Source organism: Halobacillus ihumii, assembly GCF_902726645.1.
GTDB classification, from domain to species: domain Bacteria; phylum Bacillota; class Bacilli; order Bacillales; family Halobacillaceae; genus Halobacillus_A; species Halobacillus_A ihumii.
On sequence record NZ_CACVAO010000001.1, the window covers coordinates 1,916,452 to 1,934,278 of the forward strand.

Annotated in this window: 15 protein-coding genes; 10 read left to right on the plus strand and 5 right to left on the minus strand. The window is 41.2% G+C overall.

Translation table 11 applies throughout. The features are described from left to right. Window positions 1-5 precede the first annotated feature (5 nt). The 3 genes from G6R08_RS09535 to G6R08_RS09545 all read right to left on the minus strand — a co-directional run bounded on the left by G6R08_RS09535 (window position 6) and on the right by G6R08_RS09545 (window position 3,862). The gene (locus G6R08_RS09535; protein WP_163527768.1) at window positions 6-629 is read right to left on the minus strand and encodes a class D sortase; all 624 of its coding nucleotides are present in this window, start codon (window positions 627-629) and stop codon (window positions 6-8) included. A 25-nt stretch (window positions 630-654) separates the two neighbouring features. Then, window positions 655-2,175, minus strand: coding sequence for an alkaline phosphatase (locus G6R08_RS09540; RefSeq protein ID WP_163527769.1), 1,521 nt, complete (start codon window positions 2,173-2,175; stop codon window positions 655-657). A gap of 391 nt (window positions 2,176-2,566) precedes the next feature. After that, window positions 2,567-3,862 carry a globin-coupled sensor protein gene (locus G6R08_RS09545; RefSeq protein WP_163527770.1) on the minus strand — a complete coding sequence of 432 codons (1,296 nt, stop codon included), beginning with the start codon at window positions 3,860-3,862 and terminating at the stop codon, window positions 2,567-2,569. Window positions 3,863-4,010: 148 nt separating this feature from the next. On the opposite strand from G6R08_RS09545, the gene G6R08_RS09550 reads away from it, so the two are divergent. From G6R08_RS09550 to G6R08_RS09570, 5 genes are all read left to right on the plus strand, one after another. Next, complete coding sequence (locus G6R08_RS09550) at window positions 4,011-4,679, plus strand: response regulator transcription factor (protein ID WP_163527771.1); 669 nt, start codon at window positions 4,011-4,013, stop codon at window positions 4,677-4,679. Further along, the gene (locus G6R08_RS09555) at window positions 4,676-6,046 is read left to right on the plus strand and encodes a sensor histidine kinase (RefSeq protein ID WP_163527772.1); all 1,371 of its coding nucleotides are present in this window, start codon (window positions 4,676-4,678) and stop codon (window positions 6,044-6,046) included. The genes G6R08_RS09550 and G6R08_RS09555 overlap by 4 nt, the downstream gene beginning before the upstream one ends. Before the next feature lie 74 nt (window positions 6,047-6,120). Further along, complete coding sequence (locus G6R08_RS09560; protein ID WP_163527773.1) at window positions 6,121-7,152, plus strand: ABC transporter permease; 1,032 nt, start codon at window positions 6,121-6,123, stop codon at window positions 7,150-7,152. A gap of 1 nt (window position 7,153) precedes the next feature. Further along, window positions 7,154-7,804, plus strand: a complete 651-nt coding sequence (locus tag G6R08_RS09565) for an ABC transporter ATP-binding protein (protein ID WP_163527774.1) — start codon at window positions 7,154-7,156, stop codon at window positions 7,802-7,804. 431 nt (window positions 7,805-8,235) lie between these two features. Then, on the plus strand, window positions 8,236-9,609 hold the full coding sequence (locus tag G6R08_RS09570) for a M28 family peptidase (RefSeq protein WP_163527775.1): 1,374 nt from the start codon (window positions 8,236-8,238) through the stop codon (window positions 9,607-9,609). 62 nt (window positions 9,610-9,671) lie between these two features. On the opposite strand, the gene G6R08_RS09575 is transcribed toward G6R08_RS09570, so the two are convergent. Beyond that, on the minus strand, window positions 9,672-10,133 hold the full coding sequence (locus G6R08_RS09575; protein WP_163527776.1) for a hypothetical protein: 462 nt from the start codon (window positions 10,131-10,133) through the stop codon (window positions 9,672-9,674). 244 nt (window positions 10,134-10,377) lie between these two features. Then, window positions 10,378-11,415, minus strand: a complete 1,038-nt coding sequence (locus tag G6R08_RS09580) for a TDT family transporter (protein WP_163527777.1) — start codon at window positions 11,413-11,415, stop codon at window positions 10,378-10,380. A gap of 447 nt (window positions 11,416-11,862) precedes the next feature. Between G6R08_RS09580 and G6R08_RS09585 the strand changes: the two genes are divergently transcribed. From G6R08_RS09585 to desA, 5 genes are all read left to right on the plus strand, one after another. After that, complete coding sequence (locus G6R08_RS09585; RefSeq protein WP_163527778.1) at window positions 11,863-13,974, plus strand: BglG family transcription antiterminator; 2,112 nt, start codon at window positions 11,863-11,865, stop codon at window positions 13,972-13,974. Between the two features lie 23 nt (window positions 13,975-13,997). Next, window positions 13,998-14,264 (plus strand): PTS sugar transporter subunit IIB, encoded by a 267-nt coding sequence (locus tag G6R08_RS09590; protein WP_079528967.1) that lies wholly within the window; start codon window positions 13,998-14,000, stop codon window positions 14,262-14,264. A 28-nt stretch (window positions 14,265-14,292) separates the two neighbouring features. Continuing rightward, the gene (locus G6R08_RS09595; RefSeq protein ID WP_163527779.1) at window positions 14,293-15,660 is read left to right on the plus strand and encodes a PTS ascorbate transporter subunit IIC; all 1,368 of its coding nucleotides are present in this window, start codon (window positions 14,293-14,295) and stop codon (window positions 15,658-15,660) included. A gap of 121 nt (window positions 15,661-15,781) precedes the next feature. Next, complete coding sequence (locus G6R08_RS09600; protein ID WP_163527780.1) at window positions 15,782-16,561, plus strand: TerC family protein; 780 nt, start codon at window positions 15,782-15,784, stop codon at window positions 16,559-16,561. 187 nt (window positions 16,562-16,748) lie between these two features. After that, window positions 16,749-17,801 carry a Delta(5) desaturase DesA gene (desA, locus tag G6R08_RS09605; protein ID WP_163527781.1) on the plus strand — a complete coding sequence of 351 codons (1,053 nt, stop codon included), beginning with the start codon at window positions 16,749-16,751 and terminating at the stop codon, window positions 17,799-17,801. Window positions 17,802-17,827: the final 26 nt, after the last annotated feature.

Consider the following 17,827-nt stretch of genomic DNA (forward strand, 5'->3'; position numbering starts at 1 on the left):
CTGTTTCACTCTTTATCCACTTTTGACTTACCTATCAAGGCAGCTTGAACAATATATCGATCAGGGGCCGATCCAATATAATCAAACGGGTAACATGTCGTAAGCGTTAAAGTTGGAGTTTGCTTCGTAACAATCACCGATCGGTCATCAGCATTTGTTATCCACGTTTTCCTAATCTGATATTCGTATTTCACATTATCTACCTTTAAATAAATCCGGTCTCCTTCAAATAATTGATCCAAGTGACGAAAGGTCGTATCTCGGTGGCCTGCAAGAGCAGTATGCTGCTTGGATGCTGGAACATTCGTAAAGGCGGTATCGTAAATTCCGACTCCCTTTTTTAACGTATCGGCATCCGTTCCAAAGAAAACTGGATACACTGTTCCTAACCTAGGAATTACAAACTTCCCCACCTTCTCACCACGTTCATAGGCAGGCCTAGTCTGGTGAACTTCCACATTCTTCACTTGTAAAGTCGGTTGTTCAGTTGTTTGGGACCATTCTTGATCTACGGACTGAGCCAGCGAAGTATTATGAGTTACCACTGATGTTTGCTGCCACCACTGATAACCATTCCACAGCACTAACCCAAGTCCGAAAATACTCATCAAGACCCCGATCTTTTTCATAGTAAGATCACCTTTTTACTGAAAATTAGCGTACAGACCTTTTTCGGAAAAGAAGAACACCGCCTGCACCTAAGAGAAGTGCTCCAAAGAGTATGCCAGCAGGATAATTTGTCGCTGTATCAGCTAGTTCCCCACCTTCACTGCCTGAAGGATTTGCTCCCAATATTTTGAAAATATTTTCCGCTTGTTTCGTATTATCAATGCGCCCTGCAAACATCTCTGATCCAGGCCCAAACGCATAAACGGGAACATCCACACCTGTATGGCCGCTAGTTGTCCAGCCAGTCCCAGATCGCTCATTAAAAATGTTCTCGATGGCGTTATCTACTTCAAGCAATCGATCTTCTTCAGAGGAAGTTTCCAAGGCTTCTTTAACAGCTTGAATTTCCTCTTGTTTTAAGTCAAAATCAATGTTCTCGTTCAATGTGGCCTCAACTTCCGCTCCTTCTTCTACGATTTGTTGAGCCATGTAATCAGGAGTATGTTGTGCTGCTTGGATAACATCAGTATTCCACTTGTACACTCCCCCTTCTCCGATAGAAAAGCCACCAGTAGAATGGTCAGCAGTAGCCACAACTAAAGTATGTTTGTCCTTTTTAGCAAACTCAATCGCTTCCTGGAACGCTTTTTCAAAATCCTCCATTTCACTCATAGCAGCCACCACATCATTATCATGGCCCGCCCAATCGATTTGGCTTCCTTCTACCATTAAGAAGAAACCATCCTCATCTTGACTCAACGTTTCCAATGCCTCTGAGGTCATTTGCTGCAGAGAAGGCTGCTTTTCAGGTCGATCAATTGCTTTATCAAGGCCGACAGGGGCAAATAATCCTAACAACTGATCACTCTCGTTGCTCATTAATTCCTCAGTAGAAGTTACATAGTTATAACCATCCCCTTGAAATTCTTTCGCAAGGTTACGGTCATCACGAACGAAATAGTCGGTACCGCCCCCAAGGAGAACGTCTACTTTATGCTTTCCATTAATTAAATCATCATAATAATCATCTGCAATTTTATTATAACTTTGACGAGAGTTTTCATGTGAACCAAAGGCTGCTGGTGTAGCGTGTGTAATTTGTGAAGTTGCAACAAGCCCGGTAGCCTTACCTTTCTTCTTTGCTACCTCAAGCACTGTTTGGGTATTTTCCTGTTGTAAGTCCACGGCTATTGCACCATTATATGTTTTCACTCCGGAAGACATAGAGGTTGCCGTAGCAGCAGAGTCAGGGATATTCTCTTTTTCATCGTCAGGACCGCCATCAAAGTGAGGATCATATGAATAAGTTGATTGCATGCCTACCAAATGTGGATCGAAAGCGGTCGGCTCCATTTTCTTCGTGTCTGGGTCATCTTTTAAGTATCGATAAGCTGTCGTATAGGCTGGACCCATACCATCCCCAATTAAAAAAATAACGTTCTTAATCTCAGGGCTCTGTCCTTCTTCTGCCTTTACTGGCTCAACAGACATCCCAGTGGTTGTCCCAAAGATCATCGATGATAACACTGTCACCGACAATACCTTTCTCCAAATGCTTTTTTTCATCGTTTCTCCCTCCCAAATGATATGATCTAACCACATCTAACGTATCACTCATTTGTAAACTGGAGAATAAGAAAAAGTTAAAAATTTACTAATCGTTATTTTGTTACGGTATAATTGTTACAATATTCAGTTAAACGAAATCATTATCTAGGAAGATTGGCCCAACTATTATATAATTCCTAGAGGAATCAATTTCATAATAGCTTCCATTAAAAATCAAATATTTGGAGGATTTCAGGTATTTTTCTAAAAGCTTCTTGCTATAAACGCAGTTGAAATACACTTCGCTTTCAACAGCCACACGCGTTGTGAGGCAGCGGAAAGCGAAGTATAATTTCGTAGCGGTTTATATGCACTTAGTTCGGATTTTTAGCTGATAAAAACACTCATGTTATTCAGTTAGTTCTGTTAACTGTTGAGAGGAGGCAGCCACTTGTGATACCGCATCATTTATTTCCTGAATCACTTGAGAGAAACTTTCGAGCTCCTGTTCTATGCCTGAATTATATTGCTTGTTTTTAGCCATCGCCTCTACAATTTCAGTGAAAAAGTGGTTGGTTTGATCCATTTTATCAGTACCATCTGTAATTAATTGATCGATATCAAGCACATTGTGGGAAACATTATGAATCTGGCCATTTGTTGATTGAATAAGCTTAGAAACCTCGGATACAGAGGACTTTGTTTGCTCTGATAATTTTCTCACTTCATTCGCAACCACTGTGAATCCTGCCCCATGTTCTCCTGCGCGGGCTGCTTCGATTGAGGCATTTAGGGAAAGCAAGTTTGTTTGTTCAGCAATGGAAGAAACAATGGTGACGATTTTGCTAATCTCCTCCGCAACACCTTTTAAAGATTCCATCTCGGTTGAAATGTTCTTGATGCTTTCTTTGATATGGTTCATTTGCTGTTGCTGCAATTCAAGCTGTTTCTTTCCCTCAGAGGATTGATGTTCAACGTTTTGTGCAACCTCTGTTCCTTTTTTTGAATCGGCTAAAATTTTCTCCGATTGACCGGTTAATTGTTCCGTAGATGCACTGGCCTGCTGGGAGATCGCCGCTAACTCCTGAGACATTTGCTCAATTCTGCGGTAAGACCGCTCTTTCTCTTCCGCATCCTGAGCTCTCAAGCGCAAGTTCTCTTCTTCGAATAATTCCAGTACGATTTGCTGTTCCAAATTCAGAATCTTCGTTGTCGCACGGACTGCTTTACTAAATTGTACCTGATCCGTTATCTCTGTCTCAAAAATTCCGATTAACGACAGCAGCAAATCTTGAAATGCACACATATACCATTTCGGCTGCAGACCAATATGAACATGAACCGCAGCAATACGCTTTCTTTTTTCCACAAATTGAGTATTAATAGCACCATTAAACATTTCTTGAATATGTACCGTTAATGTCTGCTTCAGCCTCTCCACTGAACTATGCTCGTTAATGATCGTCATGAGCGACCCCTGATATTCGAGGTTTTTATAAAATTGCCCGACGATGGTATGAATATTTTCTGAAACAAACGGCTGCAGGGCTTTCAGTATGGCCAAATCATTGTTCGTTAAATCAACCATCTTAAGCTGTTTCTCCAGATCAGAGCCTCTCTCAAGCTGAATCGATCCTTTAACGTTCTCATCAAAAGAAAAAGATGGCTGCTTCGGTTTCGTTTTTATGGCGAAAAGTTGGAACATGTTCATCCTCCTATTGTATCTATGTTATCTCTTATATCGGCCAAAGTCCCTATCTATTTAATGAGTCAATAAAAGGAAAAGTGAAACGGCATGACAAGCTCTGATATAATCTACATAACAGCTGACCTTTAAGGATTGAGGTGATTCGATGATCAAAATACTCGTCGTTGACGACGACCCGCATTTGCGTAAACTTGTACGCGTACATTTAGAACAGAATGGATACAACGTTCTTGAAGCGGCTGATGGAGCATATGCCTCCTCCAAGCTCGAAAACCATACGATCGATTTAGCCATCGTTGATTTGATGATGCCGAATAAAGACGGCTTTCAACTGTCAAAAGAGATCAGAGAGGTTTATGATATTCCGATCATTATTTTAACAGCGAAAGACAGTCTTGTTGATAAAGCAAAAAGCTATAAAGCAGGGACAGATGATTATATGGTGAAACCATTTGAAGAGGATGAGCTGCTGTTTCGTGTACAAGCTATTCTTAGAAGATTTAACCGTGTCAGTTCGCAATTGATTGAGCTGAACCAGACAAAGCTTGATAAACGTTCCTATGAGGTGAAACAAGGTTCAAAGATTACCGTCCTCCCCTTGAAAGAGTTTGAACTCCTTTATCAACTCGCAAGCTTTCCGAATCGAACCTTTACAAGGGAAGAGCTCATCGAAAAGGTTTGGGGGCTTGAATTTGCAGGAGACGATCGGACCGTTGATGTCCACATCAAACGACTGCGTCAAAGGTTCAAAGACTCTGATGACTTTTCGATCAAAACGGTTCGTGGAGTTGGCTATAAGTTGGAGGAAACATGAAGACATTATACTTACGAATTGTCGTTGTTACGTTAGTCATTATGGTGGTAAGCAGTGTGATTGCCTTTATCGGGGCAAACATTTACTACCAGCAAATTCTCAAGCCTGCCAATGACGCTAAAAACACTGAAATTGCAAAAGACATTGTTCAGCTTTACAACGATACTAATTTGGGACCAGATACCTTTTTCAAACAAACCGCTGAACTCAGCTACCAATTTTATTTAACGGATGGAGAAGGGAGCGGCACCTTTTACGGAGCTCCTTTTCGTGATCAATCGCTATCTGCGCAAGCTGTTAACAAAGTTCTCAGCGGGGAAACGTACCACGGGATGGAGAATTATCCTGGCCAGACCTTTGTTACTGGATTTTTTTCAAACGAATTAACGAACAGCATTGGGGTGCCGGTCGAGATCAATGGTGAGAGGCATGCTTTATTTATGAGACCGGACATTGAGCAGCAGTTCAATGAAATTCACATATTGCTTGCCGTGCTGCTCGTATTTACGATTCTGTTGAGTATGATTCTTGTGTTGTTCAGTACCCGCTACATTGTTCGTCCTATGAAAAACTTAACGGAGGCGACGGAGAAGATTGCAAATGGACAGTATTCAATTCAATTAAAGCAAAACCGTAAAGATGAGATTGGAACTCTTGCAAAATCGTTTAACTCTATGAGCCGCAAGTTAAAACGTGTGGAAAATATGCGTCAGGAGTTTGTCTCAAATGTTTCGCATGAGATCCGCACGCCCCTTTCATCCATGAAAGGCTATGCGAAATTATTACGCTCGTCCTCCCTCTCAGCGGAAGACCGAGATCATTACTTGCAGATCATCGAGTCGGAAAGCACACGGCTGTCGAAGTTGAGCAGACAGCTGCTCACAATGGCAACTCTTGATAAAGATACGGGTATCGATCAGCACGAACCTTTCAAGGCAGCTCCATTATTGCAGCAACTACTAAAGCAAACGCGCTGGCTGTGGGAATCCAAAGGTATCGCCGTCAATATTGAGGCTGACGATGTGTCTTACAATGGGAACGAAGAATTGCTTTACCAGGCCTTCGAAAACCTTTTCACAAACAGTATCAAGTACACGTCAGAAGCAGGCGAAATAACGATGACCTTAACCAAGTATAAAGAAGGGCTTCAATTTACCATTGAAGATAACGGCATCGGGATCTCGCCTGAAGATCAAGAGAAAATGTTTGATCGCTTTTATAAAGCTGATGCATCACGCAGCCAGGAAAAAGACAGCAGTGGACTCGGCCTGTCCATTGTGAAACAAATTATCACCCTACATGATGGTGACATTACAGTCAAAAGCCAGCTTCATAAAGGAACGATTATTACTGTGACCCTTCCTTAATGACTTGTTCATCTTCCGTTCATACTTCCCTTTTATGATAAAAGAGAAGTTATGAAAAGGAAGGTGACTTTTTTATGTTTCTAGCATGGAAAGAAATGCGCTATGCGAAACTCAGATATGTATTAATTATCGGCATTATTACGCTTATTACAGCCCTTGTTCTCTCAATCTCAGGACTTGCCAATGGCCTGGCTGTCGACAATGCCTCAGCCATAAAAAATATGCCAGCTGAGACTTATGTGGTTGAGGCTGCTGACAAACATCAACTGGAACGATCACAACTGACCGAAGCGGAGGTTGAAACCATTCAAGGTGGTTCCCCGCTCGGCATGCAGATGGTCGAAATTACGCACAATAGTGAACCTTTGAACATCAGCTTATTTGCCTTCGATCAATCGAGTAAATTCATGCCCGCATCCAACGATATTGCTCATTTAGAACCCTACGAAGTGCTGGCAGACCCCAGCCTCAAGCAACAGGGATTAACGATAGGTGATTCATTCCGTTACAACGAAACAACCTGGACGGTGAAAGGCTTTACGGATCAACGATACAGCTACGGACATACACCCGCACTGATCACCGGATTAAACACCTGGCATTCGATAACCGACACGTATCAGGCAGTCTTGTTTTCAGAAAAGGATACAGCCATCGATCCTCCCTCATCACTCGACGTCGTCCAAAAAGGAGATATCCTTTCTAATGTCCCTGGCTACTCAGCTGAACAAGGATCATTGACGATGATGGTAACATTTTTACTCATCATTGCAGCTATCGTCCTTGCCACCTTTTTCTATGTGATGACCTTGCAGAAGCTTCATCAATACGGTGTGCTGAAAGCGATCGGAACTAAAGTACGGATCCTGCTTGGTGCACTTTTTGCTCAAATATCTTTATTGTCAGTGCTTGGAATTGCTGCAGGTGTCGCTCTTACCTATGGGCTGACCGTAGTTATCCCAGGCGGCGTGCCGTTTGAGTTGTCGGTTGGAATGATTCTATTCAATAGTGGACTCATTTTAATAATGGCTTGGATTGGATCTCTTTTATCCTTTAGAAGCATCGTTTCCGTTGATCCGCTAGAAGCTATCGGGAGTGTGAAATAATATGAAGAACATCTTAGAACTGGAGAATATAACTAAGAAATATGAACAGGGAAGCGAAACCATTACAGTATTGGACGATGTGTCTATGCGTGTGAAGCCGGGTGAATTCGGGGCCATTTTAGGACCGTCGGGATCAGGTAAAAGTACACTGTTGTCGATCATAGGAGCGTTAACAAACCCCACAGCCGGCGAAGTGAGATTAAACGGGCGAAATGTCCATCACCTTTCAAAAAAAGAACAAACCAATTTGCGCCTTGAGGAGATTGGCTTTATTTTTCAAGGTGCAAACTTAGTTCCTTTCTTAACCGTGGAAGAGCAGCTGCAGCTCATCGGCAAACTTATTCACCAGAAAAATCAAATCATAAAGTATGCAGAAGACTTGCTGGCACACCTCGGATTAACCGAACGCAGCAGTCATTACCCTGAACAGCTATCAGGGGGAGAACAACAGCGAGTCGCTATTGCTCGTGCTTTGATGAACCAGCCAAACCTTATTCTGGCAGATGAACCAACTGCAAGCCTTGACCGTGAGCGAGGAAAGTCAGTGGTTAACTTGCTTGCCAATGAAACGAGAAAACGTAACATCGCTGCCATTATGGTGACCCATGATGAAGCCATGATCGAGAATTGTGATTGGGTGTTCCATATGTAAAGTTTCTTCTTGCAGGAGGGAAATTCAAAGAGGATGGGGCATAACTAAACCGCTTAAGTTAAAGGCGAACGATGTGCTTGTTTTAGCGAAGTATATTTTCGTAGCGGTTTATATTCACCATTTATAGTTTTTAATTAGTTCGGCTTTCATTCGATAAAAACACTTTTGTCCCAACTCCTTTTTCTCAACTGTCCTTAGTCCACAAAAATGATTCATAAGTAACATCATCTTCATTCGCCCTTCTATCATGTAAAGTTTTCCAAATCTATTGTCTCATCCATTCGACATATCCCTATGAACCTCTACATCCAGATTTAGGAAAAAGGGCACAAATTCAGTTTGAACTCTCTCTATTCACTGATTTGCCAAATTTTGAAAAAATGGAATAATGACAATAATAGATGTTCCATTACATAAAGGAGGAATGAACGATGTCACGAAAAATACTTACGTTTGTATTAGCTGCCGGGCTAGTAGTAAGCTCAGTACCTTTATCAGCAACTGCTGATAATCACACACCCAACGAGAATGCTGATCACGCTTTTGACAACAAAGTGATTAAGAAAATTGATGCGGACCGAATGTACAACCACATTGCCTTACTTTCGGAGAATCCACGCGAAGCAGGAACACAGGGAGAGTATGAAGCTGTTCAATACATTAAGAATGAATTCGAGAGTTATGGATACGATACGGAATTACAGCCTTTTACATTCCAAGAATGGGATGGCGGCACTTCCGCACTCTCATTTAACCAACAGTCATTTTCAGGTGATCCTCATACTTTCAATGGTTCTGTAAATGCCAGTGTACAAGCCCCTCTTGAGTATGCAGGTTTAGGGTCTTCTGAAGAAGTGGGAAGCAATGTCGATGGGAAAATAGCGTTAATCGAAAGAGGATCTTATACTTTTTATGACAAAGTACAAAATGTAATGGATAAAGGTGCTGTCGGTGTCATCATGTTTAATGGTGAGAACCAATCAGGGAACCACTTCGGCTATACTTATGATGGACAAGACATCCCAGCTGTCGCGATTACCCGGGAAGCAGGTCTCAAACTTGTCGAACGGTTGAAAACGGAACAGGTAACCACAACCTTAACTGTTAAAAATGCAGGAACGATTGATAAAACCTCATATAATGTGATTGCAACGAAAGAACCTCATAAGAAAAAAGATAACGGCCAGATTGTGATGATCGGGTCACACCATGACTCTGTAGCAGGCGGTCCGGGAGCCAATGATGATGCATCAGGTGTATCCGCCGTTTTAGAACTTGCCAAAATTATGGCTAAAACGCCAACAGACACAGAACTTCGTTTCATGACATTTGGAGCGGAGGAAAAGGGCCTTGTCGGTTCTTATCACTATGCGAATTCTCTTAGTCAAGAAGAAGTCGATCGCACGGTAGCCCAGTTCCAAATGGACATGGTGGGAAGCCGTGATGCAGGCGAGTTAATCATGTTTACACCTGATGGAGAGAAAAACCTTGTTACAGACTTAGGCGCTGCAGCCGGAGCCAGAGTAGCAGAAGTCGTTGAATACGGCCAGCTCGGACGAAGCGACCATGTTCCATTCTTCCAGCGTGGAATTCCAGCAGCTCTATTCATTCATGCACCACTTGAACCATGGTATCATTCTCCACAAGATACTTTAGATAAAATTAGTAAAGAAAAACTTAAAGAAACAACGGAAATTGTCGGCGCCGCTGTTTATCAAATTGCTCGGCCAAATACACCCGCACTGGAAAATGCCGAGGTAGCACCTGGTCCCGTTCATTATGAATTCGATGACCGGCCACTATAACAATCAACGAGCCAATCTTCCTGCCAGGGAGATTGGCTTTTTACATGACAAAAGGGTGGATATTATTCAGTACCCACCCACTTCCTCACTATTATTTTTATTAGGAACCCGATTGCCACGCCAGGAATCACAGATAGGATGGGCAGCCAAATCGGCCCCCACACCACGCCCAGAACCCTCGTTCCCGAAAACATAATCCCAACCGTAACAAAGTAAGCTGCAAATACAAAAGGGAAAAATGCAAAAGGAGTTCTACCCCCTCCCGCATCTTTATAGGCATCCCACATTGCAAAAAAGTATAAACACGGATAGAACATCAACCAGCCATAATTAGCCTGATCAACCGCCTGTTGAATCTCGCCGCGAAAGCTTAACAGAATAATTTGATTAAAATTAGCTTGAACATTAATGATAAACTCAAGGGCTATTAGGAGAATGCCCTTCACATATTTTCCATTTAGCAGTTGGCCAAACCCAGGCAGAGCAATACTCCAGAATAGTTTTTCAATAGAATTTTTCCCCATTCATAAGCATCCTCCCTCGTCATTCATTCCTCTTCTTATAGTCCCCCTCCATTCCATATCTTATAACTCGTTCCACAACTGTAAGTATGTTTACATTTAAACTCCCGTTACTATACCCTCACCATACTGACTATATAATTCAAAGATATTATATAGTCTGCTGCAACCTAGAAAGGTTTATTCTCAGATTTAAACCATAATAAAAGGCCCTTGTATAAGGACCTTGAGTCAAGCAATTGGAAGTTTAAATAGCCTTTTCTTTTATTTTTTCATTAAAAATATCCCACTTTGAATCAACCCAGAGGACCATCTCTAAGATGAGAGCAATTAAGACAATCCATGCCCAAATGGCTAAAAATGACTCGTGGAAATTATACATAGCATTCATATAATGGGGATTATCATGCATCGTCATAGAAAACGCGTAGAACATGCCAAATGTAAAGTTTCTGGACCATTGACTAATATTGTACGTAAACAAACCTTTTTTCCAGCCTAATCGGCGAATTCGCTTTACCGCCCGTATTATTTCCACCGACTCCACAACAATAAGAAGGAGAAACACAACTAACCAAAAGAGCATCAAAAACATGGAAGTCCCAATATTAGCAGAAACAAGCGCCAGGCCTGTAATGGACAGGGCCCCATGAATGATACAATTCGTATTCGTCCAATGATCAGCTAACGTCCATTCGACTTCATTTCCATAGCGAACAATAATTAATACCACACCGCACATATAAAAGATAAACCCAAGTCCAATTACTACACTAATTAAGGACTGCGGCATAAAAGGATACAAATTAATCCAGGCAATAACAACAGACTGGGTAGCCACTGTTGATAATAGCACAACACCATGAATAGCATGCTTCGTAGGACGAGCCATTAATTCTTTAAAATTTATGGCGCAGCTTAGGAGAAAAACGACCCATAGCAGGGTGTTCACAGCCGCGATCGTTTGCACGACAAGGATCGTTGCGGGGTAATACTTCTCAATCACATTACATAGCACTGATACCCCTGCGATCCACGTTCCCATCGTAAAAGAGTTTATCGGGTTCCTCAAAAAAGGCAGCAAAAAATTCCGATCAAAAAACTGCCTTGTCAGGCCCTGATAAATGGTAACCCCTACTACTCCAAGTGCTGCCGCAAGTATCCCTCCAAGCACCTGATGTAAAAAAGGAAAAGCATTAATGGGGGCAAACAAGAAGATTCCGACCGCCATGATAATTGCCCCGGATGCCGGATTTATTGTTTTAAAATTATTTCTGCGAACCATGACCACTACACCCGCTTCTGTCTTTAATCCATTTCTATATTATACGCCTTTTTTCACAAGGAAAAAAGCCATGCTATATCCCCTGGTTTTAACGCGAGCCTAGCTCTTGTATTTATCGGCGCTCACTCTTCGAAAAGGCCAAATTGGCCTTTTCTTCACCGTTTGCCCTACCTTCCACAATAGGAGTCTCTACGAACAAACCACATGGCTCATACAAAAGATATATCCATCAAACAAGATTTGGCGTATCTTTCTATGAATCGATATCCTAAATTGATTCACGAGTTCACTTTTGCAAATTTATTATATACAAATTTTGAACAATGAAACCACTTACATATTTAAGATAAAAGCATTAAACTTAGATCAAATGATGATCATCAACTTATTTATAGTATATTTTTGCAAATTTAGGCATTTAACTTACCGGTAAAGGGGGAGCACCCTATGGTCCTGGATAAAAGGCGTGCACACTTGTTATCCATCATTCGACAATCCACGACTCCCATTCCAACTAAAAAATTGGTTGATAAACTGAAAGTGTCTCAAAGAACCATTTATTATGATCTTGATCATATAAATAGCTGGCTTGATGATCAGGGATTGGAGCAAATTGAAAATAAGCATGGCAAGGGAGTTTTTCTACCTGAAACCTCCAGAAACAAAATTATCATTTCTAACGAAGAAAGTTTTGACGTTTGGCAATACCAACTATCCAAGCCTGAACGCGAACTACTCATTAAAGCGAAAATTTTATTAGAAGAACACAATGCTTCCATGAAAACATTCATGGAAATTACAGGGATGAGTCGGGGAACTGTAGCTAAAGCTCTCCGGGTTATCAAACAAGAGTTTAAGCAGCATGGGTTGATTCTGCATTATAAAAAAGGCGAGGGCTATCACCTTACTGGAGCAGAGGAAGTAAAGAGGAAAATACTTTCAGATCTCTTGTCGACCATATTTTCGAATGAAGAGTGGCATAATGCCCGTCATGAGATTTATAACATGGTTCAGCCCGATTCTAACGACTCTTCTCAAAAAATAGACCGAAGAGACAATGTAAAGAGCCTTCTGTATGAGGCAGAAAAAGAAATGGGTCTAACACTCACAGATGAGATGGTTGAGATGTTGTCTCTCCAAATATTGATTATCACTCGACGAATTCAGTCAGAAAGTTTTATCCAGGTAGACCCAGAGGAAAAAGGAATCCTGAAGCAAACAGAAGCCTACCAAGCTTCTTTGCTTATCACTCAAAAACTTGAAGATTTATGGGGCATTTTATTCCCGGACGATGAAGTTTGTTTCATTACAATGAACCTTCTTGGGTCAAAAGTGCAACATGATGATTTTAGTCGATATACCAAACAAGAAATGACAGGACTAAGACATGTCGTCCAACGCATGGTTTCTGACTTTCAAACCTATTCTTGTGTCATTTTTGACGATAGGAAAGGACTTGAAGAGAATCTGATTTCACATATTAAACCGACTTTCTATCGTTTGAAATATGGCGTACAGATTGCAAATGAACTATCAGATAGTATTCAGGAGAACTATCAGGATATTTATCATTTAACGAAGCGTGTCATGATGCATTTAGAATATTATGTCGGGCAGTCAATTCCAGACGAAGAAGTCGCCTATATCACCCTGCACTTTGGCGGCTGGCTTACAAAAGAAAAGAAGAAAGTAGAAACGAAATTCAAAGCCATTATAGTCTGTGAAAATGGGATAGGCACTTCTAACATGCTGAAATCGCAATTAGAAAATTTAATTGCAGGACTGGATGTAACAGCCACGCTTTCGATGAGGGAGTATCAGTCAGGCCACTATCAGTCGGATATTATATTTTCTACAAATTTTATTAAACCGAAGGATACCCCTGTTATACATGTTCCAGCTATTTTGACGAATCTTGAAAAGGAGCATGTCATGCAGCGGATGAATGAGCTTTTCTATTCTAAAGGTCTCCCTAAAAATCCAACTGACCATTTAATGGATGTTATAGAACTTCATGCAACTGTACATGAAAAAGATGGACTTAGGAGAGCTTTAAACCAGTTATTGGATAACAAAACCCCCGGGACAAAGGAGTTACGAAAACCAATGCTCAACGAATTATTAACAGACCAGACCATTCAATTTAAAGACTCTGTGGCGAGTTGGGAAGAAGCAATCACCTTTGCTGCTCAACCATTGATTGATCAGCATTCTATACACTCCCATTACGTTGATGCAATGATTGAAAATGTAAAGGAGTTAGGACCTTATATCGTAATTGCTCCACGAATTGCGATTCCACATGCTCGCCCGGAAACAGGTGTGGAACGTTTAGGGATGAGCTTACTTCGGCTAAAAGAACCCGTCTATTTTTCCGAGAAAGAAAAACATCGCGCACAATTGATTATTGTACTGGCAGCGATTGATAATCAAACTCACCTGAAAGCACTAGCACAACTCACAGAAGTTTTATCAAATGACGCAAATGTCGATCATTTAATTGCAGCAAATGACAGCGATAGTGTAATTCAGTTAATCAATCAATATGTTCAAGCGTAAAAAATAAAAGGAGGACGATGAAAATGAAAAAAGTATTAGTTGTATGCGGAAATGGATTAGGAAGCAGCATGATCGTTGAAATGAACGTAAAGGCAGCACTACAAGACATGGGTAAGGAGGCTGATGTATCTCATACTGACCTCACAACAGCCAAAACGGAACAAGCTGACTTATTTTTAGGTTCTGAGGACATTGTTGAAAGCCTTGAAGATGGAAACAAAAATGTGGTCAAGCTGAAAAACTTAATGGATAAGAACGAGCTCCGCGAAGCATTAGAAAACAATTTGTAATTAAATTTGAACTAAAGGGGCGCTATAAATGGTTGATTTAATCATGAAAGATATCTTAGGTACTCCCGCCATCCTTGTCGGTCTATTCGCATTAATAGGACTGCTTGTTCAACGCAAGAACTCAGGAGATGTCGTTTCAGGAACTCTTAAAACAGTGATGGGTTTCGTCATTCTTAATGCAGGTGCTAATGTACTCGTTCAATCCTTGGGTCAATTCAGCAGTATGTTTGATGAAGCATTCGCTGTCGAAGGCGTTATTCCAAATAATGAGGCAATTGTCGCCCTAGCTCAAGAAAACTTTGGAACAGAGACGGCAATGATTATGCTCTTCGGTATGATTGTTAATATTCTCTTAGCGCGATTCAGTCCTTTCAAATATATCTTCCTAACGGGACATCATACAATGTTTATGGCATGTCTAATTGCCGTTATCTTAACGACGGGCGGATTTTCCGGAGCCTCTATAATCATTCTGGGCTCCATTATATTAGGAGCTTTAATGGTGCTTTCACCAGCTATGCTTCAGCCTTTCACACGTAAGGTGACGGGTTCTGATGATTTTGCAGTTGGACATTTCGGCTCTATTGGATATTTTGTATCAGCAGTTGTTGGAAAATCAGTTGGAAAAGGCTCTAAATCTACAGAGGAAATTAAGGTTCCAAAGTCGTTAGGATTCTTACGTGATACATCAGTATCGGTATCCTTAACAATGGTTATCTTATTTTTCGTAGTTGCAGGGTTTGCAGGGCCTTCATTCGTAGAAACAGAATTAAGTGGAGGGCAAAACTTCCTTGTGTTTGCCTTTATGCAAGGCCTTACTTTCGCAGCAGGGGTGTACATTATTCTAGCTGGTGTTCGTATGCTATTAGGAGAAATTGTACCGGCCTTTAAGGGAATTGCTGATAAAGTTGTTCCTAATGCTAAACCTGCTCTTGATGCCCCGGCTATCTTTCCCTTTGCAGGAAACGCTGTGATTATTGGGTTTCTTTGCAGCTTTATTGCAGGACTTATTAGTATGCTATTCCTCCCACTATTAGGGTTAAGTGTAATTGTTCCAGGGCTGGTTCCTCACTTTTTCACAGGTGCTGCAGCGGGAGTCTTCGGAAATGCAACGGGAGGGCGACGAGGAGCTATTTTTGGTTCCATGGCGAATGGTATCATGATTAGTTTCTTACCAGCATTATTACTCCCTGTACTTGGTTCCCTCGGTTTCCAAGGAACAACCTTTGGTGATGCTGACTTTGGTGTCGTGGGTATTATACTTGGCAATATCATTCGTTTAATTGAGTCAAACTTGATTGTTGGTATCGCTATACTAGGATTACTTGTCCTCCTATTCTTATTAGGTTGGAAAACCAAAGCAAATGATAATAAGAATGACGTCAATGCAGCTTAGATATAATTGAGGAGATTACGGATCCTGCCCATGATTCGTAATCTCCTTTTTTATAGTGTGTTTATACCATTTTCCAGTAGGGAAAAGACCATCATGTCTAAAAGTAGAAAGGTGGCTTCCGATGGAATTATGGCTTGAATACGGATGGGCCCTCCTCGTAATCATTGCTCTCGAAGGGCTGCTGTCCGCTGATAATGCCCTTGTCATGGGGGTACTCGTTAAGAACCTTCCGGAGAAAAAACGAAAAAAAGCATTATTCTATGGAATCTTCGGGGCGTATATTTTTAGATTCGCGGCCTTATTTGCTATCTCCTTTGTGGTAAATATATGGCAAATCCAAGCAATTGGAGCGGCTTACTTAATATATTTAGGTGTCAAAAATGTGGTACAGAAGAAGAAAGAGGATCAAGAGAATTCCAAATCCAATTCACAATTCGATAGCAATCAGAGTCTGTGGAAGGTTATTGCTAAAGTAGAGTTTACAGATATCGCTTTTGCTATCGATTCGATTCTTGCAGCCGTAGCTATCGCTGTGGCCCTGCCTAACACACCGCTTCCAGGCTTCGGAGGTATGGATGGCGGGAAGTTCTTAGTTGTTTTCATCGGGATGGCTATTGGACTGGCTTTCATTCGTTTCGCTGCAAACCACGTCGTTAAATATATGAAGAAATATCCCGTGTTAGAAAAAGCCGCTTTCATTATTGTGGCATGGGTAGGAGTGAAACTTGCCATTCATACTCTGGCTCACCCTGATGTTCAATGGGGATTGATACCAGAAGGATTCACCCATCACACATGGTGGAAAATCACGTTTTGGGGTGTTATGGCTCTAATTGTCATTATTGCAATTATATTTTCCAAAAAAGGATCGAATAAAGAGGAAGAGGCTAGTACTTCCTAGTTATCATTTAAATCAAACAAGTTTACAAAGTGTCTGCCCTCCTATTAGGGGCAGACACTTTTTCTTTATACATGACATTTGTCATATATCTTACCTGACGTTTATGTCTTACAATACTCCTTTGTTTTTTCTATGATAAATGGAGATAAATATAATTAAAAAGTTTGTACCACTAAGGAGTAATCCCATGAGTATGCAAAAACAGAAAGAGTTAAAAAAGAATGTAGCCTCTTTTGCTAAACCAGATACGATAGCCGGAGTCCGTCAATTGATTAACACCCTCCTGCCTTTTTTCTTACTCTGGTTTCTTGCCTATCAGAGTTTGGCCGTCTCCCTTTGGCTAGCGATCCCGATTGCCATGATAGCGGGAGGATTCGTCATTAGAATCTTTATCATTTTTCATGATTGTACACACCAGTCATTTTTTAAAAATAAAAAAGCCAATCGCGTGATTGGCACCATTACCGGAATCCTTACTCTGTTCCCTTTCGAGAAATGGAAACGAGATCATTCCATTCACCACGCAACGAGTAGTAACTTAGATAAACGCGGTACGGGTGATGTGTGGGTAATGACAGTAGACGAATATGTTGCCGCAACGTTCTGGGGTCGACTGGCCTATCGTCTCTACCGCAATCCAATTGTAATGTTTGGGTTAGGACCGATCTATCTGTTCTTGATCTCAAACCGCTTTAATCGTAAAGGAGCGAAACGTAGGGAACGATTGAACACGTACGTAACGAATGCATCAGTTGCTATCCTTTACAGCCTTATAATTTGGGCAATTGGCTGGCAGGCGTTTCTAATCATCCAAATTCCGATCCTTTATGTATCAGGTACACTTGGAATTTGGCTGTTCTATGTTCAGCATCAATTCGAAGATTCTTATTTTGAAGAAGAAGACCAATGGGATTTTGTTAAAGCAGCTGTTGACGGAAGCTCCTACTACAAGCTTCCGAAAATCCTGCAATGGGTGTCAGGGAGTATCGGATTCCACCATGTTCACCATTTAAGTCCTAGAGTTCCTAATTATAAATTGGAAGAGGCCCATGAAGCCACGCCTCCTCTTCAAAAAGCTACAACGATTACACTTCTTTCTAGTTTGAAGTCGATTCGGTTTCGTCTATATGATACAGACAACAAAACGTTTATCAGCTTTAAAGAGGTTAAACCTCTTCTGCGAAACCCAAAGTCAGGTAATCCGCTGCCAAATAAGCAACCTAGTTTGCAAGAAAAATAAGATTCATGCGAAAATCCCATCCCCCA